This is a genomic window from Streptomyces mangrovisoli (assembly GCF_000974985.2).
Lineage (GTDB): Bacteria > Actinomycetota > Actinomycetes > Streptomycetales > Streptomycetaceae > Streptomyces > Streptomyces mangrovisoli.
The window spans coordinates 23,013-47,911 of the sequence record NZ_LAVA02000030.1; the positions used below are offsets into that span (position 1 = coordinate 23,013).

Annotated in this window: 19 protein-coding genes; 11 read left to right on the forward strand and 8 right to left on the reverse strand. The window is 71.0% G+C overall.

Translation table 11 applies throughout. From position 1 onward, the window contains the following. The first annotated feature begins 141 nt into the window (after positions 1-141). Positions 142-2,202 carry a carbohydrate-binding module family 20 domain-containing protein gene (locus WN71_RS14145; RefSeq protein WP_240529653.1) on the forward strand — a complete coding sequence of 687 codons (2,061 nt, stop codon included), beginning with the start codon at positions 142-144 and terminating at the stop codon, positions 2,200-2,202. Between the two features lie 7 nt (positions 2,203-2,209). On the opposite strand, the gene WN71_RS14150 is transcribed toward WN71_RS14145, so the two are convergent. From WN71_RS14150 to WN71_RS14170, 5 genes are all read right to left on the reverse strand, one after another. Continuing rightward, entirely contained in the window at positions 2,210-3,592 is a 1,383-nt protein-coding gene (locus WN71_RS14150) for an alpha-amylase (protein WP_079177852.1), read from the reverse strand. Positions 3,593-4,048: 456 nt separating this feature from the next. After that, complete coding sequence (locus tag WN71_RS14155) at positions 4,049-5,731, reverse strand: glycoside hydrolase family 13 protein (RefSeq protein WP_046582938.1); 1,683 nt, start codon at positions 5,729-5,731, stop codon at positions 4,049-4,051. A gap of 159 nt (positions 5,732-5,890) precedes the next feature. Further along, on the reverse strand, positions 5,891-6,799 hold the full coding sequence (locus WN71_RS14160) for a sugar ABC transporter permease (protein WP_046582940.1): 909 nt from the start codon (positions 6,797-6,799) through the stop codon (positions 5,891-5,893). A gap of 13 nt (positions 6,800-6,812) precedes the next feature. Then, the gene (locus WN71_RS14165; RefSeq protein WP_046582943.1) at positions 6,813-7,817 is read right to left on the reverse strand and encodes a carbohydrate ABC transporter permease; all 1,005 of its coding nucleotides are present in this window, start codon (positions 7,815-7,817) and stop codon (positions 6,813-6,815) included. A gap of 110 nt (positions 7,818-7,927) precedes the next feature. Continuing rightward, the gene (locus tag WN71_RS14170) at positions 7,928-9,202 is read right to left on the reverse strand and encodes an extracellular solute-binding protein (RefSeq protein ID WP_046582945.1); all 1,275 of its coding nucleotides are present in this window, start codon (positions 9,200-9,202) and stop codon (positions 7,928-7,930) included. Between the two features lie 455 nt (positions 9,203-9,657). Between WN71_RS14170 and WN71_RS14175 the strand changes: the two genes are divergently transcribed. Further along, positions 9,658-10,692 carry a LacI family DNA-binding transcriptional regulator gene (locus tag WN71_RS14175; protein ID WP_046582947.1) on the forward strand — a complete coding sequence of 345 codons (1,035 nt, stop codon included), beginning with the start codon at positions 9,658-9,660 and terminating at the stop codon, positions 10,690-10,692. A 358-nt stretch (positions 10,693-11,050) separates the two neighbouring features. Then, positions 11,051-11,962: a phosphatase PAP2 family protein gene (locus tag WN71_RS14180; RefSeq protein ID WP_052742917.1), complete on the forward strand. Its 912-nt coding sequence runs from the start codon at positions 11,051-11,053 to the stop codon at positions 11,960-11,962. 62 nt (positions 11,963-12,024) lie between these two features. Here WN71_RS14180 and WN71_RS14185 read toward each other — a convergent pair whose 3' ends face one another. Further along, positions 12,025-15,024 carry a bifunctional [glutamine synthetase] adenylyltransferase/[glutamine synthetase]-adenylyl-L-tyrosine phosphorylase gene (locus WN71_RS14185; protein ID WP_046582951.1) on the reverse strand — a complete coding sequence of 1,000 codons (3,000 nt, stop codon included), beginning with the start codon at positions 15,022-15,024 and terminating at the stop codon, positions 12,025-12,027. Between the two features lie 202 nt (positions 15,025-15,226). On the opposite strand from WN71_RS14185, the gene WN71_RS14190 reads away from it, so the two are divergent. The 5 genes from WN71_RS14190 (at position 15,227) to WN71_RS14210 (ending at position 19,733) form a co-directional block, all read left to right on the forward strand. Then, positions 15,227-15,748, forward strand: coding sequence for a pyridoxamine 5'-phosphate oxidase family protein (locus WN71_RS14190; protein ID WP_046582952.1), 522 nt, complete (start codon positions 15,227-15,229; stop codon positions 15,746-15,748). Between the two features lie 75 nt (positions 15,749-15,823). Then, positions 15,824-16,264: a VOC family protein gene (locus tag WN71_RS14195; protein WP_046582954.1), complete on the forward strand. Its 441-nt coding sequence runs from the start codon at positions 15,824-15,826 to the stop codon at positions 16,262-16,264. A gap of 175 nt (positions 16,265-16,439) precedes the next feature. Then, positions 16,440-17,333 carry an alkaline phosphatase family protein gene (locus WN71_RS14200; protein WP_046582956.1) on the forward strand — a complete coding sequence of 298 codons (894 nt, stop codon included), beginning with the start codon at positions 16,440-16,442 and terminating at the stop codon, positions 17,331-17,333. A gap of 1 nt (position 17,334) precedes the next feature. Continuing rightward, complete coding sequence (locus WN71_RS14205; RefSeq protein ID WP_206300077.1) at positions 17,335-18,717, forward strand: MFS transporter; 1,383 nt, start codon at positions 17,335-17,337, stop codon at positions 18,715-18,717. Then, entirely contained in the window at positions 18,714-19,733 is a 1,020-nt protein-coding gene (locus WN71_RS14210) for a TolB family protein (protein WP_046582957.1), read from the forward strand. The genes WN71_RS14205 and WN71_RS14210 overlap by 4 nt, the downstream gene beginning before the upstream one ends. 89 nt (positions 19,734-19,822) lie before the next feature. Here the strand turns inward: WN71_RS14210 and glnA are convergent, their stop codons facing one another. Then, on the reverse strand, positions 19,823-21,184 hold the full coding sequence (gene glnA, locus WN71_RS14215; RefSeq protein ID WP_046583125.1) for a type I glutamate--ammonia ligase: 1,362 nt from the start codon (positions 21,182-21,184) through the stop codon (positions 19,823-19,825). 332 nt (positions 21,185-21,516) lie between these two features. On the opposite strand from glnA, the gene WN71_RS14220 reads away from it, so the two are divergent. Continuing rightward, positions 21,517-22,701, forward strand: coding sequence for a globin domain-containing protein (locus WN71_RS14220; RefSeq protein ID WP_046582959.1), 1,185 nt, complete (start codon positions 21,517-21,519; stop codon positions 22,699-22,701). A gap of 91 nt (positions 22,702-22,792) precedes the next feature. Here the strand turns inward: WN71_RS14220 and WN71_RS14225 are convergent, their stop codons facing one another. Next, positions 22,793-23,227, reverse strand: a complete 435-nt coding sequence (locus tag WN71_RS14225) for an RrF2 family transcriptional regulator (RefSeq protein WP_046582961.1) — start codon at positions 23,225-23,227, stop codon at positions 22,793-22,795. A gap of 215 nt (positions 23,228-23,442) precedes the next feature. Between WN71_RS14225 and WN71_RS14230 the strand changes: the two genes are divergently transcribed. Continuing rightward, positions 23,443-24,147, forward strand: a complete 705-nt coding sequence (locus WN71_RS14230; protein ID WP_046582963.1) for a DUF3105 domain-containing protein — start codon at positions 23,443-23,445, stop codon at positions 24,145-24,147. Further along, positions 24,144-24,782 carry a DUF305 domain-containing protein gene (locus tag WN71_RS14235; protein WP_046582965.1) on the forward strand — a complete coding sequence of 213 codons (639 nt, stop codon included), beginning with the start codon at positions 24,144-24,146 and terminating at the stop codon, positions 24,780-24,782. Before WN71_RS14230 ends, WN71_RS14235 begins: the two co-directional genes overlap by 4 nt. Positions 24,783-24,899 lie beyond the last annotated feature (117 nt).

A 24,899-nucleotide genomic window follows, 5' to 3' on the forward strand; every position in this document is an offset into this window, starting at 1 on the left:
GCAAGACTCTTGAAACCCATAGCAAGAACTTTCACCGACTCTCTTGACGGTCCCTCACAACTGGCCCACTCTCACTGGTCGTTGAAACCCGTCACTCTGCTTACGGAGCCGCACATGACCAGACACCGACCCCCAGGTGTCATGAAACGGACGGCCTGCGCAGCCGCCGCCGGCGCCCTGGCGCTGGCCGGCGTGATCGCCCTGCCGGCCGCCTCGGCGCACGCGGACACGACCACCAAGGGCGATGTGATCGCCAATCTGTGGGAGTGGAACTGGAACTCGATCGCCAACGAGTGCACCGACGTCCTGGGCCCCGCGGGCTACGGCGCGGTGCAGGTGGCGCCGCCCTCGGAGTCCCTCAAGCAGTCCTCGTACTACTGGTGGGACGTCTACCAGCCCTACTCCTACGACCTCGACAGCCGGTTCGGCACCAAGGCCCAGTTCACCGCCATGATCAGCGCCTGCCACACGGCCGGCGTCAAGGTCTACACGGACGCGGTCATCAACCACACCGCCGCGCAGACCGGCACGGGCTACAACGGCACCACGATCACCAACAAGTACGACACCGCCGACTGGGACCGCTCGGACTACCACGACTCGTCCGACTGCCCCACCTCGGACCTGACCATCCAGGACTACTCCAACCTCACGCAGGTCCAGAACTGCGAACTGCTGGGCCTGCCCGACCTGAAGACCTCCACCGACCATGTGCGCACCGGTCTCGCCGGCTTCCTCAACGCGCAACTCGCGCTGGGCGTGGACGGGTTCCGCGTGGACTCGGCCAAGCACATCCCCGAGGCCGACATGGCGGCCATCGAGTCGAAGCTGACCGACACCACCTCCGGCACCGACCCCTACGTCTTCCAGGAGGTCTACCCGGGCTCCACCCCGCAGGCGAGCGACTACTACGCCTCCGGTGACGTCCTGGACTTCACCTACGCGAGCAAGCTGAAGTCGGCCTTCCAGGGCAACGTCTCCGACCTGTCCTCGATCGAGTCCAGCGGCATCCTGCCCGCGGCGAACTCGGTGTCCTTCGTGACCAACCACGACACCGAGCGCAACGGCCTGCACATGTCCTACAAGGACGGCGACACCTACAAGCTGGCCAACCTCTTCGAGCTGGCCTACAAGTGGTCCACGCCGACGGTGTACGCCAGCTGGGAGTGGACCCAGAGCGACCAGGCGCCGCCGAACTCCTCCGGGTTCGTCAGCGACACGGACTGCTCCAGCGGCTCGTGGTACTGCCTGGACCGGGACACCGGCGTCGTCGGGATGGTCGCCTGGCACAACGCGGTCGACACGTACGCCGTCTCCGACTGGCAGACGAAGTCCTCGAACGTGATCGGCTTCGGCCGCAGCGGCAAGGGCTTCTTCGCGCTCAACAACGGCTCCTCGGCGGCGACGTACACCTTCACCACCGGGATGTCCGACGGCACGTACACCAACGTGGTGGACGGCGGCGCGAGCACGGTCACCGTCTCCGGCGGCAGCGCGTCGATCACGATTCCCGCGAAGAGCGCGGTGGCCTTCTACAACGCCTCCTACACCTGCACGGTGGGCTGCGACGACACGGGCTCGGGCGGCGGCTCCGGCGGCGGTTCGACCTCGACCGTGGCCGCGGACTTCGACGAGTACGCCGCCACCACGACCGGCACGAACGTGTACGTGGTCGGCTCCATCGACGCGCTGGGCGCCTGGGACACCTCGAAGGCCGTCAAGCTGTCCTCCTCCGGCTACCCGGTCTGGTCCGGGGAGGTGAGCGTGCCGACCAACACGTCCTTCACCTACAAGTACATCAAGAAGGACAGCTCCGGGAACGTCACCTGGGAGTCCAACGCCAACCGGTCGGCGACGGTGACCACGTCGGCCATCACGCTGAACAACTCCTGGAACGTGGCGGACGCGAGCGCGACCGACGTGACGTTCCACGAGTACGCGACCACCGACCTGGGCACCAACGTCTATGTCGTGGGCTCCGACGCGTCGCTCGGCTCGTGGAACACGAGCGACGCGATCCCGCTCTCGTCGGCGTCGTACCCGACCTGGAGCAAGCTGGTCATCGTCCCCAAGAACACGACCTTCACCTACAAGTACATCAAGAAGGACGCCTCCGGGAACGTGACCTGGGAGTCCGGGACGAACCGCTCGTACACGACGGGCAGTTCGTCCGGGTACACCGCGAGCGACACCTGGAAGTAGCGCCGGCTCAGCAGCTCGACTTGCCGGCATAGATCGCGAGCGCCGTGTTGGCGCCCAAGGTGGCGGTGAACTGCCCACTGGAGTTCACCGTCACCGTCGTGTTGTTCTGCACGTTGCAGTAGGTCCCCGCCGCCAGCGAGGTCTGGTAGGTGCGGGTCAGCGTCGAGGTCTCGTGGTTGATGGCCACATAGCCCTTGCTGCCCCGGCCGAACGCGATCGCGTCGTTGCCGTCGTCCCACCAGTCCGTCAGGGCCTGGCCCCGGGTCGCGTTGCGGAAGGCGACCATGCGGATGATCTCCGGCCAGGCGTGCTGGCACTTCCAGCCGTCCTGCCAGCAGGCGTTGACCGTACCGCCGTTGGGCGGTCCCGCGTCCACGTCCGACCACTCGTAGCCGGAGTTGATGTCCGGGGCGCCGTAGGGGTAGGCCAGCATGAAGACGTTGGCCAGCGTGTAGTTCGCGCCGTCCTTGTAGTTGAGGGTCGAGCCGTTGCGCTCGGTGTCGTGGTTGTCGACGAAGACCCCGGCCACCGAGCTGCTCATGTAGCCCCAGCCCTCGCCGTAGTTCTTCAGGTAGGCGAGGTTCTCGCTGTTGAAGACCCGCTTGAGGTCGTAGGCGTAGCGGAACTCCTGGACGTCGCCGTTGCCCGTGTACTCGGTGGGCTGGACGGCCTCGCCCGAGCCGTAGATGACCTCCTGCTTCCAGTACACCGACGGGTTGGTCAGCCGGCTCTTGATGTTCGCGAGGTCCTCGGCCGGGATGTGCTTGGCGGCGTCGATGCGGAAGCCGTCCACACCCAGCGAGAGCAGGTCGTTCATGTAACCGGCGATGGTCTTGCGGACGTACTCCTCGCCGGTGTCCAGGTCGGCCAGGCCCACGAGTTCGCAGTGCTGGACGTTCCAGCGGTCGGTGTAGTCGGTGACCTGGGAGGTGCAGTCGTCGAAGTCCGCCGAGGAGTACAGGCCCGGGTAGTTGTACTTCGTGTACGACGAGCCGCCGGTGCCGGTGCCGCTGCCCGCCGACATGTGGTTGATCACCGTGTCGGTGACGACCTTGACGCCCGCCGCGTGGCAGGTGTTCACCATGTTCTGGAAGGCGGTCCGGTCGCCGAGCCGGCCCGCGATCTTGTAGCTCACCGGCTGGTACGAGGTCCACCACTGCGAGCCCTGTATGTGCTCGGCGGGCGGGGAGACCTGGACGTATCCGTAGCCCGCGGGGCCGATGGTGTTGGTGCACTCGCGGGCGACGGAGGCGTAACTCCACTCGAAGAGAACGGCGGTGACGTCCTTGGTGCCGGGCGGAGAGGCCGCCGCGACCGTCGGGTTCATGACAATGGAGGCTGCCGAGGCCGCGGTGAGGGCGAGCGCGACGGAGAGGGTTCTGCGTGCCATGTGGGGGTTCCTTCGTCGTTGAAGGTTCTTGCTGAAACGTTGCTGAAACCTTTCGGTTGCCGAGATGTTAAAGGCCCGCCGCCCAAAAGGGCAGCGGGCCGTTGAAAGTTGATGAAAGAAGTTACCGAGCGGTGATCCCGGGGTGGCCCGCGACGGTCACGCGGTCGAACCCCGGGATCACCGGCCCGTCGGCCCGGTCCCGCTCAAGTCCACCAGGTCAGGCGGTGGTCGGCGGGATCGGGCGGTGTGCTTCCCCGGGTCAGGCGAGGGAGCACGGGATGTGCGGCGCTCCACCGGGGAGGTGGTGGAGCACCTGGTCGGCGGTGCTCCACCGGGTCGGATGGTGGAGCACCGGATCAGGAGGCGGTCACCGGCATCAAGCGGTGTCCGCCGGGATCGGGCGGTGTCCGCCCACATCAGGCGGTGTCCGCCCGGATCGGGCGAGGGTCGCCGGCCTCAGGCCGTGGTCCACCACACCGTCGTGTCGGCCGGCACCTTCGCCTCGCCGTCCGCCTCGGTCACCTCGCCGCTGGAGAGCAGCACCCGGCCGTGCGACGGGACGGTGACCGCCTCGCCGGTGGTGTTGGCGACGCAGACGAACTGCCCGCGGCGGAAGGCCAGTACGCCCTCGGGCGCGCGCAGCCACTCCACCGACTCGCCGGCGCCGAGATCGGCGTGGGCGCGACGGGCGGCGAGGGCGGCGCGGTACAGCTCCAGCGTCGAACCGGCCACGCCGGTCTGCGCCTCCACGCTCGCCTCGCCCCAGCTGTCCGGCTGCGGCAGCCAGCTGCCGCCGCTGCCGAAGCCGTACGACGAACCCTCCCGGGTCCACGGGATCGGCACCCGGCAGCCGTCGCGGAAGCCGTCCTGGCCCGCGCCGCGGAAGTACGCCGGGTCCTGGCGCACCTCGTCGGGCAGGTCGACGACGTCCGGCAGGCCGAGCTCCTCGCCCTGGTAGACGTAGGCGGAACCGGGCAGCGCGAGCATCAGCAGGGTGGCCGCGCGGGCCCGGGTGATGCCCAGTTCGACGTCGCCCGCGGTGCGGATCTGGGTGCCGAGGCCGGGCGGGTTGGCGAACCGGGTGGCGTGCCGGGTGACGTCGTGGTTGGACAGCACCCAGGTGGCCGGAGCGCCGACCGGACGCATCGACTCCAGCGTGCGGTCGATGACCTTGCGCAGCTCCTCGGCGTCCCACTCGGTGCCCAGGTACTGGAAGTTGAACGCCTGGTGCAGCTCGTCGGGGCGGACGTACAGGGCGGTGCGCTCGACGGTCGGCGTCCACGCCTCCGCGACGAAGATGCGCTCACCGGAGTACTCGTCGAGGATCAGCCGCCACTGGCGGTAGATGTCGTGCACGCCGTCCTGGTCGAAGAACGGCATGACATCGTTGCCCAGCAGCTTGAGCTGATCGTGGCCGCCGAGGTCCGGCAGACCCTGCGCCTTGACCAGGCCGTGGGCCACGTCGATGCGGAAGCCGTCGACGCCCATGTCCAGCCAGAAGCGCAGGATGGAGCGGAACTCGTCGCCGACCGCCGGGTGTTCCCAGTTGAAGTCGGGCTGCTCGGGCGCGAAGAGGTGCAGGTACCACTCGCCGGGCGTGCCGTCCGGCTCGGTGACCCGGGTCCAGGCCGGACCGCCGAAGATGGACTCCCAGTCGTTGGGCGGGAGTTCGCCGTCGGCGCCCTTGCCGGGGCGGAAGTGGTAGCGGTCGCGCAGCGAGGAGCCGGGGCCCTCGGCGAGCGCGCGCTTGAACCACTCGTGCTGGTCGGAGGAGTGGTTGGGGACCAGGTCGACGATGATCCTGAGGCCCAGGCCGTGGGCGTCGCGGATCAGCGCGTCGGCGTCCAGCAGGTTGCCGAACATCGGGTCCACGGCGCGGTAGTCGGCGACGTCGTAGCCGGCGTCGGCCTGCGGGGAGGCGTAGAAGGGGCTGAGCCACACGGCGTCCACGCCCAGGTCCCGCAGATAGGGGAGTCTGGAGCGCACGCCTTCCAGGTCGCCCATGCCGTCGCCGTTGCTGTCGGCGAAGCTGCGCGGATAGACCTGGTAGATGACCGCGTCCCGCCACCAGTCGCGGGCTCGCGCGACGGTGGCTGTGGCGGTGGTCGGGGCCGGTGCGGCGGATTGCTGCTGGCTCATGGCGTCCTTGGCGTGTGACTCGGTGGGGTCGTTGAGGCGTGTGCGGGGCAGAGCCCCCGGGGCAGGGTGGTGCGAGGCGGCCGCGGTGTGGCGGGGGCGTTGGCACCGCGGCCGCCTACCCACGCGCATCGGGCGCGCGGGAGCCCAGGGGGGAGGGGGTCAGCCCTTCGTGCCGCCGGCGGTGAGGCCGGTGACGAGGTTCTTCTGCACGAGGTAGAAGAACGCCGACACGGGTATCGCGATCAGCACCGCGGTGGCGGCCATCAGGTTGCGCTGCGCGTCGTGCTCGCTGACGAAGCTCTGCAGGCCCACGGCGAGCGTGTACTTCTGGTCGTCGAGCATGAACGTGGTGGCGAAGGCGACCTCGCCGAACGCGGTGATGAAGCTGTAGAACGCGGCGACCGCGAGGCCGGGCTTGGCCAGCGGCAGGATCAGCCGCGCGAAGGTGCCGAAGGGGCTCAGCCCGTCGACGCGTCCCGCCTCGTCGATCTCGAACGGGATGGTGTCGAAGTAGCCCTTCAGCAGCCAGGCGCAGTACGGCACCGCGGTGGTGCAGTAGACCAGGATCAGGCCGAGGTAGCTGTCGATCAGCTGGAGGTCGGCCATGATCTGGTACATCGGCACCATGAGCACGGAGACCGGGAACATCTGCGTGACCAGCAGGATCCACATGAACTTGCGGTAGCCCGGGAAACGCATCCGGGAGACCGCGTAGCCCGTGGTGGCGGCGACGAAGACGCCGATCACGGTGGTGCCGAGCGAGACGATGAGCGAGCTCTTCAGCCACTCGAAGAAGTTCGTGTGCTGCAGCACGAACGAGTAGTTGGAGAACGACATCTTGTGCCAGATGCCGGCGGGGTGCAGATAGTCGTCCTTGTCCGGGCCGAGGGACAGGAAGACCAGCCAGGCGACCGGGAACAGCGCGATCACGCTGCCCGCGATCAGGATGCCGTGGGAGGCGAGGTTTCCGGCCAGGCTGTTCTCGCCGCGGCGGCGGACCTTGCGGGGGACGGGCGTGGGGCCGTTCTCGCCGACCGGGGCGGAGGGCTCGACAGTGGTCGTTGTCATGGGAACTCCTGCCTCAGATCGCGAGCTGCTGCTCGTTGCGGTTCAGCCAGCGGCGGTAGAACGAGGTGAAGACGATGAGGATGGCCAGCAGCAGGATGCCGTAGGCGGCCGACCCGGCGAAGTCTCGTGGCTGCTGTCCGAAGCCGAGGTAGTAGGCCCAGGTCACGAGGATCTGGGCGTCCGGGGCGGTGTTGCCGAAGAGCAGGAAGATCACGGCGAACTGGTTGAACGTCCAGATGATGCCGAGCAGGACGACGGTGGAGGAGACCGACCTGAGGCCCGGCAGGGTGACGTAGCGGAACCGCTGCCAGGGGCTCGCACCGTCCATCTCGGCGGCCTCGTACAGCGAGGCGTCGATGGACTGGAGGCCGCCGAGCAGCGAGACCATCATGAACGGCACACCGCACCAGGTGTTGACCATGATCGCGGCGAACCGCTGCCAGAAGGTGTCCTCCAGCCAGTCCGGCGCCGGCAGGTGCAGCGCGTGCAGGGCGCTGTTGATGATGCCGGAGTCGGCGAGCATGAACCGCCAGCCGAAGACGGTGACGAAGGTCGGCACGGCCCAGGGCAGGATCAGGACCAGCCGGTAGAAGGTGCGGCCGCGCAGCTTCTGGTTGAGCAGCAGCGCGAGACCGAGGCCGATGGTGTAGTGCAGCGCGACGCACAGGGCCGTCCACACGATCGTCCAGATGAAGTGCGACCAGAAGCGGTCGTACGACGTCGGGCCGAACAGGATGTCCTTGTAGTTGTCGAGCCCGATGAACTTGTAGGTGGCGTCGATGTGGTTGACGCCGATCGTGCGCGCGGTGTTCAGGCTGTTGGCGTCGGTCAGCGTCAGGTAGAGGCCGTACACCAGGGGGTAGAGCACCAGGACGCCGAGCACGATCGCCACCGGGGCGATCATCGCGTAGGCGTACCAGTACTTCTGGTAGTTGTGCTTCAGGCGCTGACCCAGCCCGGGTCGCGGTCCTCGCTCACCGCGCCGTGTGCCGGTCGCGCGGTCGATGGCGACTGTCATGGTTCGACACCTTCTGGAAAATCTGGACGTTGGGGGGACGGGCCGGGTACAGGCCGGTGGCCGCCGGGTCCCACCCTCCACTCAGGGAGGATCCGGCGGCCACGCGGGGCTTACTTGCTGAAGTCCGGAACCAGCTTCTGGATCGCGAGCTCAGCGTTGCTCAGGCCCTTGTCCAGGGACTCCTTGCCACCGGCGATCTTGGGCAGCTCGGTGTCCAGCGGACCCCACAGGGAGCTGTACTCGGCCAGCTCCGGGCGCGGCTGGGCGGCGGACAGGACGCTCTGGAAGCCGGCGATGCCCGGGTCGGCCTTGACCTGGTCGGTGTAGGCGTCGGAGCGGGTGGGCAGCGTGGAGTTCTTGAGCGCGATCTCCGTCTGCGACTTGGCGGAGGTCATGAACTGCACGAACTTCAGCGACGCGGCCTGGTGGGCCTTGTCCGAGCCGGCGTAGACCGAGAGGTTGTGACCGCCGGTCGGGGCGCCCGCCTTGCCGGTGGAGCCGGCCGGGACGGTGGCGATGCCGAGGTTGGACTTGTCGCCGAACGCGGAGCCCTTGTAGAAGTTGGTGATCTCCCACGGGCCCTGGATGATCGCGGCGACCTTGCCGTTGACGAACGCGTCCTGGATGTGGGCGTACGCGTCGGCGGTCGTGTCGGCCTTGTGCAGGCCCTTGCCGGAGAACATGCCCAGCCACTCGCCGTACGCCTTCTTGGCGGCGTCGGAGTTGACCGTGATCTTCTTGGCGGAGGCGTCGACCGTGTCGGTGCCCTCGCCGTAGAGGTAGGTCTGGGCGTAGTAGGCCTGGGTGGAGCCCCAGTAGCCGTCGACACCCGTCTTGGCCTTGACCTTGGCGGCGTCGCTCTTCAGCTCGTCCCAGGTGGTCGGCGCGGCGGTGATGCCGGCCTTCTTGAACAGGGCCTTGTTGTAGACCAGCGCGAGGGTGTCGGTGACCAGCGGCACGCCGTAGGTCTTGCCCTCGTACTGGGCCTGGGTGATCAGGCTCGACTGGAACTTCGACTTGTCCTTGAGCGCCTCGGTGCCGTCGAGGGGCAGGAAGTAGCCCTTCTTGGCGAAGGCGGGGGTCCAGCCGACCTCCGAGCGCAGCACGTCCGGGGCACCGGTGGCGCCGGCGGCAGTGTCGAACTTGTTCTGCGCCTGGTCGAAGGGGACGTTGACGTACTTGACCGTGATGTTCTTGTTGGCGGCCTCGAATTCCTTGATCAGGGCCTTGTACGTCGGTGCCTCGTTGGTGGCGTTCGAGGTGTCCCACCAGGTGATGGTGACCGGGCCGTCAGCCTTGCCGCTGTCCTTGTCACTACCGCCGCAGGCCGTCGCCGCGAGGGCGATGGACGCCACCAGCGCGGTGGCCGCTATGCCACGCCGCATGAGTTCTCCTTGAGGGTGAAAGCCCGTGTAGCTACAGGAGGCGGTCCCGTCCGCCGCTCCTGCGAGACTTGCCGACTGCGCCTTTGCGGCCGCCGGGCGTCGAGAACGTAACAGCCATGTAAGCGACGCGAAAGACCTTGCAGCAAAAAAGTGCAAGACCTCACGAGAGTTACGTCGCCGTGACCTCCGCTCGACTCCCCCGCAACCCGTGTCCCCGGCCGATCAGCGGGCACCCGGACAGTTGTGCAAGACTCTGCAAGCTCTTGCTATTGCTTTCGCGCACGGGGATCATCCTCTTGCGGGGCCCACGCACCGCGCCGGTGCGGGCCGGACAAACCGAACCAGGAGGACGAGGGAGCGCGATGACGCAGCAACCCGCGACGGGCCGAGCCCTCGGCCGGCCCCGGCGTCCGGTCGGTGGGCAAGGCGGGATACGGCCGGTACAGTCCACCCCTGTGACCACACGGCTTGCCGACATCGCAGCGCAGGCGGGGGTGAGCGAAGCGACCGTCAGCCGGGTCCTCAACGGGAAGCCGGGCGTCGCCGCCACCACCCGCCAGTCCGTGCTCGCCGCCCTCGACGTCCTGGGCTACGAGCGCCCCGTGCGTTTGCGGCAGCGCAGCGAGGGCCTGGTGGGCCTGATCACCCCGGAGCTGGAGAACCCGATATTCCCCGCGCTCGCGCAGGTGATCGGTCAGGCGCTGACCCGGCAGGGATACACCCCGGTGCTCGCCACCCAGACCCCGGGCGGGTCGACCGAGGACGAGCTGACCGAGATGCTCGTGGACCGCGGCGTCGCCGGCATCATCTACGTCTCCGGACTGCACGCGGACACCACCGCCGACATGCAGCGCTACGACCGGCTGCGCGCGCAGGGCGTGCCGTACGTGCTGGTCGACGGCTTCTCCCCGAAGGTGCAGGCGCCCTTCATCTCCCCCGACGACCGCGCGGCGATGACGCTCGCGGTGACGCACCTGGTCTCCCTCGGGCACACCCGGATCGGCCTGGCGCTCGGCCCCAAGCGGTTCGTGCCGGTGCAGCGCAAGATCGAGGGCTTCGTGCGGACCGTGCAGGACCAGTTGGGCCTCGCCCCCGACGAGATCGAGTCGCAGCTCGTGCAGCACTCGCTGTACACCCTGGAGGGCGGTCAGGCGGCCGCCATGTCGCTGATGGACCGGGACTGCACGGCGATCGTCTGCGCGAGCGACATGATGGCGCTGGGCGCGATACGCGCGGCCCGCCAGCGCGGCTTCGAGGTGCCGCGCGACATCTCGGTGGTCGGCTTCGACGACTCCCCGCTGATCGCCTTCACCGACCCGCCGCTGACCACCGTGCGCAAGCCGGTCCCCGCGATGGGCCAGGCCGCCGTGCGCACGCTGCTCGAGGAGATCGGCGGGACACCCGCGCCGCACAGCGAGTTCGTGTTCATGCCGGAGCTGGTGGTGCGCGGCTCGACGGCCTCGGCGCCGGGGGACCGTACGCGGTCCTGACCACCCGCGGCGACCCCCGGGTCGCCTCTGTCCCGGGTGGCCTCTGTCCCGGGTCGCTTCTGCCCCCGGGTCGCGTCTGCCCCGGTTCGCCTCTGCTCCCGGCTCACCTCTGCCCCGGGGGCCCGATCCGCCCCGACCTGACCTGCCCTCGGCCCGCCGCCGGGGGCAGCAAGCGTTTTCGGAACCTCCCCGGGTAGGAGATACGCGTCCGCGCGCGCCCTGCGCCCGGAGGAGCGCGGAGTGCCGCGTGCCCTGCCCCGGTAGGAGACGACGCGGTCCGTCCGCGGTAGGACATGCGGGTGGTACCCCACCTTGGGATGATCGGGGCAAGAAGGCTTTTCTGGCAGACTTGGTGCCTATGGGTGAAACGACCGTGACGCCGCAGGGTGGTCGTGACGAGGCCGCTCCACAGCACCTCACGGCCGTCTCGGCGCCGCCCGCGCCGACCGCGTCACCGCACCGCCTGCTCGTCCGGCTGCGCACCCCGCGCCGGCCCCGGATCTGGTTCGAGGTCCTGCTGATCGGGGTGAGTTACTGGACGTACTCGCAGATCCGCAACGCGGTGCCCGAGCAGCGGGCCGCCGCGCTCACCAACGCCGCCTGGCTGTGGCGCCTCGAACAGCACCTCGGCATGGCCGCCGAAGAGTCCGTCAACCACGCCGTGAACTCGGTGTCCTGGCTGATCGTCGGCATGAACTACTACTACGCGACCCTGCACTTCGTCGTCACGCTCGGCGTGCTGGTCTGGCTGTACCGCAGCCATCCCGGGCGCTACGCGGCGGCGCGCCTCGCCCTGTTCGCGACCACCGGTGTGGCCCTGGTCGGTTACTACCTGTGTCCGCTCGCGCCGCCCCGGTTGATGCGGCACACCCAGTTCATCGACACGGTCCTCGTGCACCGCACCTGGGGGTCGATGGCCTCCGGCGACCTCAAACACGTCTCGAACCAGTACGCGGCGATGCCCTCGATGCACATCGGCTGGTCCCTGTGGTGCGGTCTGACCGTCTTCGCGCTGGCCCGGGTGCCGTGGGTGCGGGTCCTCGGCCTGCTGTACCCGGTGGCGACGCTGACCGTCATCGTGGCCACCGCCAACCACTTCCTGCTGGACGCGGTGGGCGGCATCCTCTGCCTGGCCTTCGGCTTCGCGGTCACCCGCCTCTGGTACGGCGCCCTGCCGTACCACCTGCCCCGACTGCCGGAACAGGTGCGCGGGCCGTCCCGCCGGGTGGCCGGCTCACCGCCCCGGCCACCGAACCCTCAGGCGCCGTAGAACAGCCGCGCCACCGCCCGCACGCTCAGGCGCCGTAGAACAACGCGCCGCCGCCCGCACGCTCAGGCGCCGTAGAACAGCTCCTCCACCACCGCGCGGGCCCGCCGGGTGGTGCGGCGGTAGTCGTCGAGCATGTCGCCGCCGTGTCCGCCGCCGTAGCCGAGATAGCGGCCCACGGCGGTGAGCTCGCGGCTGTCGGAGGGGAAGGTGTCGCCGGCGCGGCCGCGGACCAGCATCACGGCGTTGCGCACCCGGGTGGCGAGCACCCACGCCTCGTCCAGGATCGCCGCGTCCTCCCCCGAGATCAGCTCGGCGGCACGGGCGGCGGCGAGCGCCTCGCGGGTGCGGGTGGTGCGTAGGCCCGGCTCCACCCAGCCGTGCCGCATCTGGAACAGCTGCACGGTCCACTCGACGTCGGACAGCCCGCCGGGGCCCAGCTTGGTGTGCAGCTTCGGGTCGACACCGCGCGGCAGCCGCTCGGACTCCATCCGGGCCTTGAGCCGCCGGATCTCGCGGACCGCGTCCTCGCCGAGGCCCTCGGCCGGGTAGCGCAGCGGGTCGGCCAGTTCCATGAAGCGGGCGGCGAGGTCCTCGTCCCCGGCGACCGGCTCGGCCCGCAGCAGCGCCTGTGACTCCCACACCAGCGACCAGCGCCGATAGTAGGCCTCGTACGACTTCAGGGTCCGCACCAGCGGGCCGCTCTTGCCCTCGGGGCGCAGGTCGGCGTCGATGAGCAGCGGCGGGTCGGCGCTGGGCAGCTGGAGCAGGCGGCGCATCTCGGCGACGACCTTGTTGGCGGCGTCGGCGGCCTCGCGCTCGTCGACGCCGTCGCGCGGCTCGTGCACGAAGAGGACGTCGGCGTCGGAGCCGTAGCCCAGCTCGTGGCCGCCGAAGCGGCCCATGCCGATGACCGCGAACCGGGTCGGCAGGGTGTCGCCCCAGCCGGCCCGGACGACGGCGCGCAGGGTGCCGGCGAGGGTGGCCGCGGTCAGGTCCGAGACGGCGCCGCCGACCCGGTCGACGAGGGCGCCCTGGTCGGGCACGGCGGGGTTGGCCTCGGTCCCGTAGGAGTCGACGATGTCGGCCGCGGTGGTGCGGAACAGTTCGCGGCGGCGGACGCCCCGGGCCGCGGTGACGGCGTGCTCGGCGCTGCCCGCGCGCCCGACGGCGGCGAGTATCTCCTGCTCCAGGGGGGCGCGGCCGCGCGGTTCGAGGCCGCTGCCGCCGTCGCCGTCGCCGAGCAGGGCGACCGCCTCGGGCGCGCGCATCAGCAGGTCGGGGGCGAGCCGCCCGGCGGACAGCACCCGGGCGAGGTTCTCCGCGGCGGCGCCCTCGTCCCGCAGCAGCCTGAGGTACCAGGGGGTCTTGCCGAGCGCGTCGGAGACCTTGCGGAAGTTCAGCAGGCCCGCGTCGGGGTCGGCGGAGTCGGCGAACCAGCCCAGCAGGACGGGCAGCAGGGTGCGCTGGATGGCGGCCTTGCGGGAGACGCCGGAGGCGAGCGCCTCCAGGTGGCGCAGGGCGGCGGCCGGGTCCGCGTAGCCGAGGGCCACCAGCCGTTCACGGGCCGCCTCGGGGCTGAGCCGGGCCTCGCCGGGCGCGAGCTGGGCGACCGCGTCCAGCAGCGGCCGGTAGAACAGCTTCTCGTGCAGCCGCCGTACGACCCCGGTGTGCCGGCGCCACTCGCGGCGCAGCTCGGCGGCCGGGTCGGTGCGCAGGCCGAGGGAGCGGCCGAGCCGCCGCAGATCGGCCTCGTCCTCGGGGACGAGATGGGTGCGGCGCAGCCGGTAGAGCTGGATGCGGTGCTCCAGGGAGCGCAGGAAGCGGTAGGCGTCGTCGAGCTGTACGGCGTCGGCGCGGCCGATGTAGCCGCCCGCGGCGAGCGCCTGGAGGGCGTCGAGGGTGGTGCCGCTGCGCAGGGTGGCGTCGGCCCGGCCGTGCACGAGCTGGAGCAGCTGCACGGCGAACTCGACGTCCCGCAGGCCGCCGGGGCCGAGTTTCAGCTCGCGGTCGAGCTCGGCGGCGGGGATGTTCTCCACCACGCGGCGGCGCATCTTCTGCACGTCGGGGACGAAGTTGTCGCGTTCGGCGGCGTGCCAGACCATGGGCTCGACGGCGGCGAGGTACTGCTCGCCCAGCTCCGGGTCGCCGGCCACCGGCTTGGCCTTGAGCAGCGCCTGGAACTCCCAGGTCTTGGCCCAGCGCTGGTAGTAGGCGACATGGCTGCTGAGGGTGCGCACCAGGGGGCCGTTGCGGCCCTCGGGACGCAGGTTGGCGTCGACGGCCCAGATGGAGCCCTCGACGGTGGTCTCGGAGCAGATCCGCATCATGTGCGAGGCGAGCCGGGTGGCGGCGCGCAGCGCCTTGCCCTCGTCGGCCCCCTCGGTGGACTCGCCGACGAAGATGACGTCGACGTCGGAGACGTAGTTCAGCTCGTGGCCGCCGCACTTGCCCATGGCGATCACCGCGAGCCGGCAGAGCGCGGTGTCCTCGGGGGCGGCGGCGCCCGCGAGGGCGAGGGCGGCGCGCAGGGTCGCGGTGGCGAGGTCGGCGAGTTCGGCGGCGGTCTGGGCGACGTCGATGGTGCCGCACACGTCGCGGGCGGCGATGGAGAGCAGGCAGCGGCGGTAGGCGACGCGCAGGGAGACCGGGTCGTCCGCCTCGGCGAGGCCGCGTTCGAACTCCCGTACGCCGGGGTGCAGGTCTCTCGGCTCGTACTGGACCAGGGCCTGCCAGTCGCCGGAGTGCCGGGCGAGGTGGTCGGCGAGCGCGGCCGAGGCGCCGAGCACGCCGAGCAGCCGGTCGCGCAGCGGCTTGGCCGCTATCAGCGTGTCGAGCAGTTCGCGGCGGGCGGCCGGGGTGGGCTGCGCCTCCAGGAGCCGGACCAGGCCGTGCAGGGCGAGGTCGGGGTCGGCGGTGGCGCCGAGCGCCTCCAGGAGGACGGGGTCGTTGCGGACCGGGGCGAGTTCGGGACCGTCCAGCAGCCGCTCGGCGGCGGAGGGATCGGTGAAGCCGTGTCGCAGCAGCCGCGTGAAGGTACTGCTCCTGCGCCCCGGCGCCGTCATCCCGGCCTCCCGTCGGATCAAGGTCGTCCTGGGCCGAGCCTAACCGCAGACGCCTGCGGAAGCTCTGGCGCGGTCGGCGGGGAGTCAGGGATCCGGCCGATGAGTTCCGGTCGCGTCGGGAGTCGGTTCTGGTGGAAGGTTCGTACGGGACGCGGGAGGCGGCCCTCGCGGCGGTCGCACGGGACATGGGGGGTGGGCGCCGATGCCGGAACCGGTACCGGAGACGAGGCTGGACGCGCGGTACAGCGACCCCGCGGCCGTCGCCGTCCCGTGGGCGAGGGCGCGGGAGCTGCTGGCGGCGGCCGAGCTGTTCTGGATCTCGACCGTACGGCCGGACGGGCGCCCCCATGTGACACCGCTGCCCGCGGTGTGGGCGGACGGGGCGCTGCACTTCTGCACGGGCGCCGAGGAGCGCAAGGCGCTCAACCTCGCGGCGAACCCGCGGGTGGTGCTGACCACCGGCCGCAACACCTGGGACGAGGGCTACGACGTCGTGGTGGAGGGCGAGGCGGCGCGGGTGACCGACGACGGCCGGCTGCGGGTGCTGGCGGCGGCCTGGGAGGAGAAGTACGGGCCGGCGTGGCGCTTCGACGTCGTGAACGGCGTGTTCCGGCATGGCGGCGGCGACGCCCTCGTGTTCTCGGTGGCGCCGCGGACCGTTTTCGGCTTCGGTAAGGGGGAGCCGTTCAGCCAGACGCGATGGCGGTTCGGCGAGGGGGCGTGACGACCGCCGGTGCCGGAAGCCGGTGCCGGGGACCGCGCCCGGCGCATCTCTTCCCCGGGACGAAGGAGTTGCTCCATGGACATGACCCTCGAAGTGATCCTGCTGCCGGTCACCGACGTGGACCGGGCCAAGGAGTTCTACCGTGACAAGGTCGGCTTCCACGTCGACCTCGACGGCGAGGTGATGGAGGGCGTGCGGATCGTGCAGCTGACTCCGCCGGGGTCGGGCTGTTCCGTCGCCCTGGTGGACGGGTTGCAGGTGCCGACCGGGACCCCGCAGCCGGGGTCGTACCACGGGATGCAGCTGTGCGTGGCCGACGCGAAGCAGGCGTACGACGAACTGACCGCGCGCGGCCTGGAGGTCAGCGAGCCGCGGCAGTTCGCGCCGCAGGACGGGGCGACGTTCATGTATTTCAAGGACCCCGACGGCAATGGCTGGGCGATCCAGGAGTACCGGCGCCGGGCCACCGAGCCGTTGCACCGGCTGCTCGGCCAACTGGCCGCCGCGAAGGAGTAGGTGCGAGGCGAAGTCGAGGCTTCGGGACTCCGAGGCTTCGGGACTCCGCGCCCGCGAACGGGGAGTAGTTCACCGGCTCTTCATCCGCCGGGCCGGGGAACGTGGAACGGCACACTCTTGGCGCGTACATGCTCTTGTCGCACCGCCGCCCCCGTCCTTCCCCCCGGAGGTTGATGTGTCCGGCAGTACTGGCAACCCGCCGCCCCGCGGCCTGCGCACCGGCGTGGCGTCCGCGCTCGCGTTCGTGGCGGCCGCCACCGGCGTATGGGCCGGCGTCGGCGGCACCGCGCGCGCCGCGACCGGCGTGCCGACCCCCGACCACGTGGTCGTCGTCGTCATGGAGAACCACGCCTACAGCCAGGTGATGGGCTCCTCCAGCGCCCCGTACGTCAACTCGCTCGCGAGCGGCGGCGCGAGCCTCACGCAGTCGTACGCGGAGACCCACCCGAGCCAGCCGAACTACTACGCGCTGTTCTCCGGCTCCACCCAGGGCGTCACCGACGACAGCTGCGTGAAGATCGGCTTCTCCTCGGCCGCCAACCTCGCCTCCGAGGTGACCGCCGCGGGCGGCACCTGGGCCAGCTACAACGAGTCGCTGCCCAGCCAGGGCTCGACCACGTGCAGCAGCGGCAACTACGCCCAGAAGCACAACCCCTGGTTCGGCTTCAGCAACGTGGCGACCTCGACGGCGAAGACCTTCGCGCAGTTCCCGACCGACTACACCACGCTGCCCGACATCTCCTTCGTCACCCCCAACCTGTGCAGCGACATGCACGACTGCTCGGTGGCGACCGGCGACACCTGGCTGAAGAACAACCTGGGCGCCTACGCGACCTGGGCCAAGACCCACAACAGCCTGCTGGTCGTCACCTTCGACGAGGACAACAAGCTCAGCGGCAACCGCATCCCGACCGTGCTGTACGGGCAGCCGGTGACCGCGGGCGCCACCTCGTCGACGACGTACAACCACTACAACCTGCTGCGCACCCTGGAGGACACCCAGGGCCTCACCGCGCACGCGGGCAACGCGGCCTCCGCGACCGACATCACCGGCGTCTGGACGTCCTGACGTGTACGTAGCGGACAGCCGCGGGCACGCCCCCGCGCTCCCCGCCGCGCCCGCGCAGGACGCGCCCGCGCCGTCCGCGGACGACGCCGCCCGGCCCTCCCCGGCCGGGCGGCGGCTCGCCGCGATCGCGCCCACCGTGTTCGCGCTCGGCGCGGTCAGTCTGATCACGGACGTGTCGTCGGAGATGGTCACCGCCGTCCTGCCGCTGTACCTGGTGGCCGGGCTCGGTCTGTCCCCGCTCGGCTTCGGCCTGCTGGACGGCGTCTACAACGGCTTCTCCGCGCTGGTACGGCTGGTCGGCGGGCATCTCGCCGACCGCGGCGGCGGCCGGCACAAGTGGGTCGCGGGGCTCGGCTACGGCGTCTCGGCGCTGTGCAAGCCGCTGCTCCTCGTCGCGCACACGCTCACCCCGATCGGCCTGGTGCTGGCCGCCGACCGCACCGGCAAGGGCCTGCGCACGGCCCCGCGCGACGCGCTGATCTCCCTCAGCAGCAGCCCGGAGAGCCGCGGCCGCGCCTTCGGCGTGCACCGGGCGATGGACACCGCGGGCGCGCTGCTCGGCCCGCTGGCCGCCTTCCTGATCCTGCGCGCGACGGTCGACGGCTACGACGCCGTGTTCACGGTCAGCTTCTGCGTGGCGGTCGTGGGCGTGCTGGTGCTGGTGCTGTTCGTGCCGGGAGGGGCGCGCGGACGCGCCTCCGAAGGGACGACCCCCGACGGCGACGCCGGGGACGTACGGCCGAGCCTGCGCGCCGCGCTCGCGCTGCTGCGTGTCCGCGGGCTGCGCCGCATCACCGTCTGCGCCCTGCTGCTCGGCCTCGCCACGGTCAGCGACTCCTTCGTCTACCTCCTGCTGCAACGGCGGCTCGGCGTCCCCGACCGCTGGTTCGCGCTGCTGCCGCTCGGCACGGCGGCCGCGTTCCTGCTGCTCGCGCTGCCGCTCGGCCGGCTCGCCGACCGGGTCGGCCGCGGGCGGGTGTTCCTGGCCGGGCACGGCGCGCTGCTCCTCGCGTACGCGCTGCTGCTGACCGGCGGCCGCACCACGGCCCTGTCCGCTGCCGTACTCCTCCTGCACGGCGCCTTCTACGCGGCGACCGACGGGGTGCTGATGGCGGCGGCCTCGGGCAGCGTGCCGCCGCAGCTGCGCTCGTCGGGGCTCGCGCTGGTCCAGACGGGCCAGGCGGCGGCCCGCTTCGCCTGCTCGCTGGGGTTCGGCGCGGCCTGGACGCTGTGGGGCGACCGTACGGCGCTCGGCCTGTCGACGGCGGCGCTGGCCGCCTGCACGGCCGCCGCGGTGCTGCTGCGCCCGGACCGGGAGGGCGTCCACGAACCGGAGGGTGTCCGATCGCCGGAGGGCGACCGATCGCCGGAGGGTGTCTCGTGAGCGTCCGCAACAGGATCCTGGTGCTGGTGTCGGCGGTCGTCGCGCTGGCCGTGGTGGCGGTGGCGTCGGTGCTGCACGCGTCGGCGCGGGCGCAGCGCCGCGACCAGGCCCAGCCGGGCGGGCCGCGGGTCACGGCGGGGCCGGTCGCCCTGACCGACAGCGGCCGCATGATCTTCCGGAACATGGCCTGGGGCCCGCACCGCGACGAGCTGACCTCGGTCCCGGCCACCGACCCGTCCGGGCCGCGCACCGCCTCGCACATCAAGTGCCTGCGCTTCTACGCCGCTTCGGGCACCGGGGTGTGCCTCCAGGCGGTGCACGGACCGGTGTCGGACACGTACCGGGCGGTGATTCTCGACTCCCGGCTGCGGATCACGGCGCACTACGACGTCCCGGGCATCCCCTCCCGGGCCCGGGTCTCCCCGACGGGCCGGTTCGCGGCGTGGACGGCGTTCGTGGGCGGCGACTCGTACGCGGGCACGGACTTCTCCACGCGCACGGCGATCGTCGACACCCGCACCGGCACGTACATCCCGTCCCTGGAGACCTTCCGCATCGAGAAGGACGGCCGGACCTACCGCTCCCCGGACGTCAACTTCTGGGGCGTCACCTTCGTGCCGGACGACCGCACGTTCTACGCCACCCTGGCCACCAAGGGCCACACGTACCTGGTCCGCGGCGACCTGCGCAGCCGTACGGTCACCACCGTCCACGCCAACGTCGAGTGCCCGTCCCTCTCCCCCGACGGCACCCGGATCGCGTACAAGAAGCGCGTGGCGGGCCTGCCGAAGGACGCCCCCTGGCGCCTGTACGTCCTCGACCTGCGCACGCTGCGCGAGACCCCGCTGGCGGAGTCCCGCAGCGTCGACGACCAGGCCGTCTGGCGCGACGACCACACCCTGGTCTACGCCCTCCCCGGCGACTACGGAGCCGACCTCCACCAACTCCCGTCCGACGGCACGGGCACCCCGCACCGCATCACGACGGCGGCGGTCTCACCGGCGTACGTGCACTGACTCGCCGCCGTACGTGCCGCTGAGGCCGGCGGTCGTGGACCGCCGGCCTCAGCACACCGAATTCAGCGGGGCACCGCCCCGACCCGCCCCTACAGCACCGGCAGGCTCTTCCGCAGCTCGAAGGCCGTGACCTCGCTGCGGTACTCCTCCCACTCGCTCCGCTTGTTGCGCAGGAAGAAGTCGAAGACGTGTTCGCCGAGGGTTTCGGCGACCAGGTCGCTGCGTTCCATCAGGGTCAGGGCCTCGCCGAGGTTCTGCGGGAGGGGTTCGATGCCGAGGGCGCGGCGTTCGGCGTCGGAGAGGGCCCAGACGTCGTCCTCGGCGCCGGGCGGGAGCTCGTAGCCCTCCTCGATGCCCTTGAGGCCGGCGGCCAGCAGGACGGCGTAGGCCAGGTAGGGGTTGGCGCCGGAGTCGATGGAGCGGACCTCCACGCGCGCGGAGCCGGTCTTGCCGGGCTTGTACATCGGCACGCGGACCAGCGCGCTGCGGTTGTTGTGGCCCCAGCAGATGTAGGAGGGGGCCTCGCCGCCCGCGCCCGCGGTGCGTTCGGAGCCGCCCCAGATGCGCTTGTAGGAGTTCACCCACTGGTTGGTGATCGCGGAGATCTCCGCCGCGTGCCTCAGCAGGCCCGCGATGAAGGAGCGGCCGACCTTGGAGAGCTGGTACTCGGCGCCGGACTCGTAGAACGCGTTGCGGTCGCCCTCGAAGAGGGAGAGGTGGGTGTGCATGCCGCTGCCCGGGTACTCCGAGAACGGCTTCGGCATGAAGGTCGCCTGCACGCCCTGCTCCAGCGCGACCTGCTTCATGATGAGCCGGAAGGTCATGATGTTGTCGGCCGTGGACAGCGCGTCGGCGTAGCGCAGGTCGATCTCCTGCTGGCCGGGGGCGCCCTCGTGGTGGCTGAACTCGACCGAGATGCCCATCGACTCCAGCATCGTGATGGCCTGGCGGCGGAAGTCCTGGCCGACGTTCTGCGGGGTGTGGTCGAAGTAGCCGGAGTTGTCGGCCGGGGTGGGGCGCGAGCCGTCCAGCGGGCGGTCCTTCAGCAGGAAGAACTCGATCTCCGGGTGGGTGTAGAAGGTGAAGCCCAGGTCGGAGGTCTTGGCCAGGGCGCGCTTGAGGACGTAGCGCGGGTCGGCGAAGGACGCGGAGCCGTCGGGCATCAGGATGTCGCAGAACATGCGCGCGGTGCCGGGGGCCTCGGCGCGCCACGGCAGGACCTGGAAGGTGGACGGGTCCGGCTTGGCGATCATGTCGGACTCGTAGACCCGGGCGAAGCCCTCGATCGCGGAGCCGTCGAAGCCGATGCCCTCGTCGAAGGCCTGTTCCAGCTCGGCCGGGGCCACGGCCACGGACTTGAGGAAGCCCAGCACGTCGGTGAACCACAGGCGCACGAACCGGATGTCGCGCTCCTCCAACGTCCGGAGCACGAACTCCTGCTGCTTGTCCATCTTCCGCTTCCCCATCCTTGCTGGTCAGGCCGCCTCTCCTCGGTGCCACCGGAGGCGGTCGGGCACCTGAGCATCCCACCACAACACCATTTCATGCGCGTTGCGCACCTTGATCGCTCCGCCGACCTCGGCGTGAACGCCTCGCGTACGCCAGGTGTATCGCGCTGTCGCCCATCTTGCCTGCTCGCACCCGCATACGTCATGGCCGCCCCCGCTCCGGCGTGAGCAGGACCACCCCCACTTAAACTTGCATCTCAGATGCAAGTTTAAATAGCGTGCCGATCAGCCGAGCCCGACCGCGCGGTCGGGCCGTCGAGCACCAGGAGTCCCTCATGCTGTCCGAGCAGTCCGCGGCCACCGTTCGCGCCACCCTCCCCGTCGTCGGGGCCGCCATCGGCGAGATCACCGAGCGCTTCTACGCCGGCCTGTTCGCCGCCCACCCCGACCTGCTGCGCGACCTGTTCAACCGCGGCAACCAGGCCGCCGGCACCCAGCGTCAGGCGCTCGCCGGGTCGATCGCCGCGTTCGCCACGCACCTCGTCGACCACCCGGAGCAGCGGCCCGACGCGCTGCTCGGCCGCATCGCGCACAAGCACGCCTCGCTCGGCGTCACGGCCGAGCAGTACCAGGTCGTCCACGACAACCTGTTCGCCGCCATCGTCGCGGTCCTCGGCGACGCCGTCACGCCCGAGGTCGCCGCCGCCTGGGACGAGGTCTACTGGCTGATGGCGAACGCCCTCATCGCCATCGAGAAGCGGCTGTACGAGGAGAGCGGCGGCCCGGCCTGGCGCCCCTGGGAGGTCGTGGAGCGGGTCGAGGAGACCGGCGACGTCGTCACCTTCCGGCTGCGGCCCGCCGACGGCGGCGCGGTACCCGGCTTCCGCGCCGGCCAGTACGTCTCCGTCCGCGTCGCGCTCCCGGACGGCGCCCGCCAGATCCGCCAGTACAGCCTCTCCGGCGCGCCCGAGGACACGGTCCGGCAGATCAGCGTCAAGCGGGTGGCGGGCGACGTCTCGACCCCCGAGGGCGAGGTCTCGAACCACCTCCACGCGCAGGTGCGGGAGGGCGGCGTCGTGGAGCTCTCCGAGCCCTACGGCGACCTGGTCCTCGACGGCACCGACGCGCCGCTGCTGCTCGCCTCGGCGGGCATCGGCGTGACCCCGATGGTCGCGATGCTGGCCCACCTCGCCGCGACCGGGCACGGCGGCCCGGTCACCGTCGTGCACGGCGACCGCTCCCCCGCGGACCACGCCCTGCGCGCGGACCACGAGCGCTACACGGACAAGCTCCCCGGGGCCGGCCTGCACCTCTGGTACGAGCAGGAGGCCCCGGCGGGCGCCCGCGGCGGCCTGGTCGACCTCTCCGGCGTCGAGGTCCGCGAGGGCACCCGGGCCTACCTGTGCGGCCCGCTGCCCTTCATGCGCGCGGTGCGCGCCCAGCTGATCGAGAAGGGTGTCGCCCCGGCCGACGTCCACTACGAGGTCTTCGGCCCGGACCTGTGGCAGGCACAGGACTGACCACGCCCGTCAGGCAGAACGAGGGGCAGAACGACGGAGGGGGCCCACGCGGCCCCCTCCGTCACGGCCGGGGCCCACGCGGCCCCCTCCGTCACGGCCGCCGCGTGATCCCCAGCAGCACCGGCCCCGTCGGCGCCGCCGTCACGTCCGTGATCGTGAGCGGGTCCAGCGAGGCGTAGAAGGCCTCCTGAGCCGCCCGCAGGGCCCCCCGCAGGCGGCACGCGGCGTTCAGCGGGCACGGGGTGTCGCCCTCGCACTCGACCACCTCGGTCTCCCCCTCGAAGTGGCGCGCCACCGCGCCGACCGACGCCGTGCGGCCCTGCTCGGACAGGGCGAGGCCGCCGCCCCGGCCGCGGCGGGCGTCGACGAGGCCGAGGTGCTGGAGTTCGGCGACGACCTTGGCCGTGTGCGTGTACGGCACGCCCATGTCGGTCGCGACCTCGCGGGTCGTGGGGGTGGCGTCGCCCGCCACGGCGAGCCGCATGAGGACACGCAGGGCCAGGTCGGTGGAGCGCAGGAGACGCATGCCGAAAGCGTAAATAATGCGCATCCTCGGTTCAACTTTTCTTCGCGCACCTTTCCCACGCCATTCCCCCGCCCCGTGCGCCCTCCCGGCACACCGCCCCCACTACGATCGGCGCACCCGGACGTCCGGGCCGCCCCGGCGGTCCCGGCCGCCCCGGCCCCCGCCCCTCCCCTGTCCCAGGACCCCCGTCCCTTTCCCCCAGAAGGAACACGCCCATGGGTACCCCGAAGAACACCCCGAGCACGGCGCGTGCGGCGCGCATAGAGGAACTGCGCCGCGCCGAGGCGGCCCGCGCCCGCCGGGTCCGCCTGCTCACCGTCGGCGCCGCGGTGGTGGTCGCGGCCGGTCTGGTGGCCGGCGGGGTCGCGCTCGCGCACTCCGGGCCGGACGCGCGGAGCACCGCGAGCGACACGAAGGACGGCGCGGCCGCGAAGAACGCCGCGGCGAACTCGGCGGGCGATTCGGGCCACTTCACCACCGGCAAGGACGGCGTGCGGGTCTGGTCCGGCACGCTCTCCCGCAACCACGTCTCGACGCCCGTGGACTACCCCATGCACCCGCCCGTCGGCGGCAACCACAACCCGGTGTGGCTCGACTGCAACGGCGACGTCTACACCGCGCCGGTGAAGGACGAGAACGCCGTGCACGCGCTGGAGCACGGCGCGGTGTGGGTGACGTACACCGGGAAGGCGGCGAAGGCGGACGTGGCCGCGCTCGCGGCGAAGGTGAAGCGGACGCCGTACACGCTGATGAGTCCGTACGCGGACCAGGCCGCGCCGCTGATGCTCACCGCCTGGGGTCACCAACTGGCCGTCAAGAGCGCCTCCGACCCGGCCGTGGACACGTTTCTGGCCACCTATGTGCAGGGGGCGCAGACGCCCGAACCCGGCGCCTCCTGCACCGGCGGGACGATGAAGTGAGGCGGCTGGTCGGCTGGGTCGCGGGTGCCGCGGCCGCGGCGCTGTTCGCGGCCGGGGCGGTCACCCACGCGGTCGCCGAGAGCGCCGGCGGCCACGCGGCCGCGGCCTCGCCGACCCCCACCGCCGACTCCGCGGACGCGGGCTTCGCGCGGGACATGGCGGTCCATCACCAGCAGGCCGTGGAGATGTCGTACGTCGTCCGCGACCGCACGAAGGACCCCGAAGTCCGGCGGCTCGCCTACGACATCGCGCAGACCCAGGCCGACCAGCGCGGGATGCTGCTGGGCTGGCTGGACCTGTGGGGGCTGCCGAAGGTGTCCGCGGACCCGCCGATGACCTGGATGGGCATGGGCGGCATGGCGGACGGCAAGGACGGCGCGCTGATGCCCGGCATGGCGACGAACACGGAGCTGACGCGACTTCAGAAGCTGAGCGGGAAACGGGCGGAGGTGTTGTACCTCCAGCTGATGACGGACCATCACAAGGGTGGCATCCACATGGCCGAGGGGTGTGTGGCCCGGTGCACGGTCGGCGTGGAGAAGCGGCTCGCGCAGGGGATGGTCGACGCACAGCGGTCGGAGCTCACCTCGATGGCCGAGATGCTCCGTCAGCGCGGTGCCGCAGCTCGGCCGTAATATCTTCGGACCGGCAAACGGGTCAAATCACCCTGCCTGACGGTTCCTTGGGTTTCTCTTGGCCTGTCCATTCCCCTGGCATGAACGGTTCATCGTAAGAGTTGCGTTCATCGTGTG

Excerpts from the sequence above, each read along its gene's own strand:
- WN71_RS14220 (WP_046582959.1), top strand. The coding sequence starts at position 21,517 with ATGCTGTCCGAGCAGTCCGCGGCCACCGTTCGCGCCACCCTCCCCGTC.
- WN71_RS14225 (WP_046582961.1), bottom strand. The coding sequence starts at position 23,227 with ATGCGTCTCCTGCGCTCCACCGACCTGGCCCTGCGTGTCCTCATGCGG.
- WN71_RS14185 (WP_046582951.1), bottom strand. The coding sequence starts at position 15,024 with ATGACGGCGCCGGGGCGCAGGAGCAGTACCTTCACGCGGCTGCTGCGA.
- WN71_RS14160 (WP_046582940.1), bottom strand. The coding sequence starts at position 6,799 with ATGACAACGACCACTGTCGAGCCCTCCGCCCCGGTCGGCGAGAACGGC.
- WN71_RS14180 (WP_052742917.1), top strand. The coding sequence starts at position 11,051 with ATGGGTGAAACGACCGTGACGCCGCAGGGTGGTCGTGACGAGGCCGCT.
- WN71_RS14190 (WP_046582952.1), top strand. The coding sequence starts at position 15,227 with ATGCCGGAACCGGTACCGGAGACGAGGCTGGACGCGCGGTACAGCGAC.
- WN71_RS14165 (WP_046582943.1), bottom strand. The coding sequence starts at position 7,817 with ATGACAGTCGCCATCGACCGCGCGACCGGCACACGGCGCGGTGAGCGA.
- WN71_RS14230 (WP_046582963.1), top strand. The coding sequence starts at position 23,443 with ATGGGTACCCCGAAGAACACCCCGAGCACGGCGCGTGCGGCGCGCATA.
- WN71_RS14150 (WP_079177852.1), bottom strand. The coding sequence starts at position 3,592 with ATGGCACGCAGAACCCTCTCCGTCGCGCTCGCCCTCACCGCGGCCTCG.
- WN71_RS14145 (WP_240529653.1), top strand. The coding sequence starts at position 142 with ATGAAACGGACGGCCTGCGCAGCCGCCGCCGGCGCCCTGGCGCTGGCC.
- glnA (WP_046583125.1), bottom strand. The coding sequence starts at position 21,184 with ATGGACAAGCAGCAGGAGTTCGTGCTCCGGACGTTGGAGGAGCGCGAC.
- WN71_RS14195 (WP_046582954.1), top strand. The coding sequence starts at position 15,824 with ATGGACATGACCCTCGAAGTGATCCTGCTGCCGGTCACCGACGTGGAC.
- WN71_RS14170 (WP_046582945.1), bottom strand. The coding sequence starts at position 9,202 with ATGCGGCGTGGCATAGCGGCCACCGCGCTGGTGGCGTCCATCGCCCTC.
- WN71_RS14155 (WP_046582938.1), bottom strand. The coding sequence starts at position 5,731 with ATGAGCCAGCAGCAATCCGCCGCACCGGCCCCGACCACCGCCACAGCC.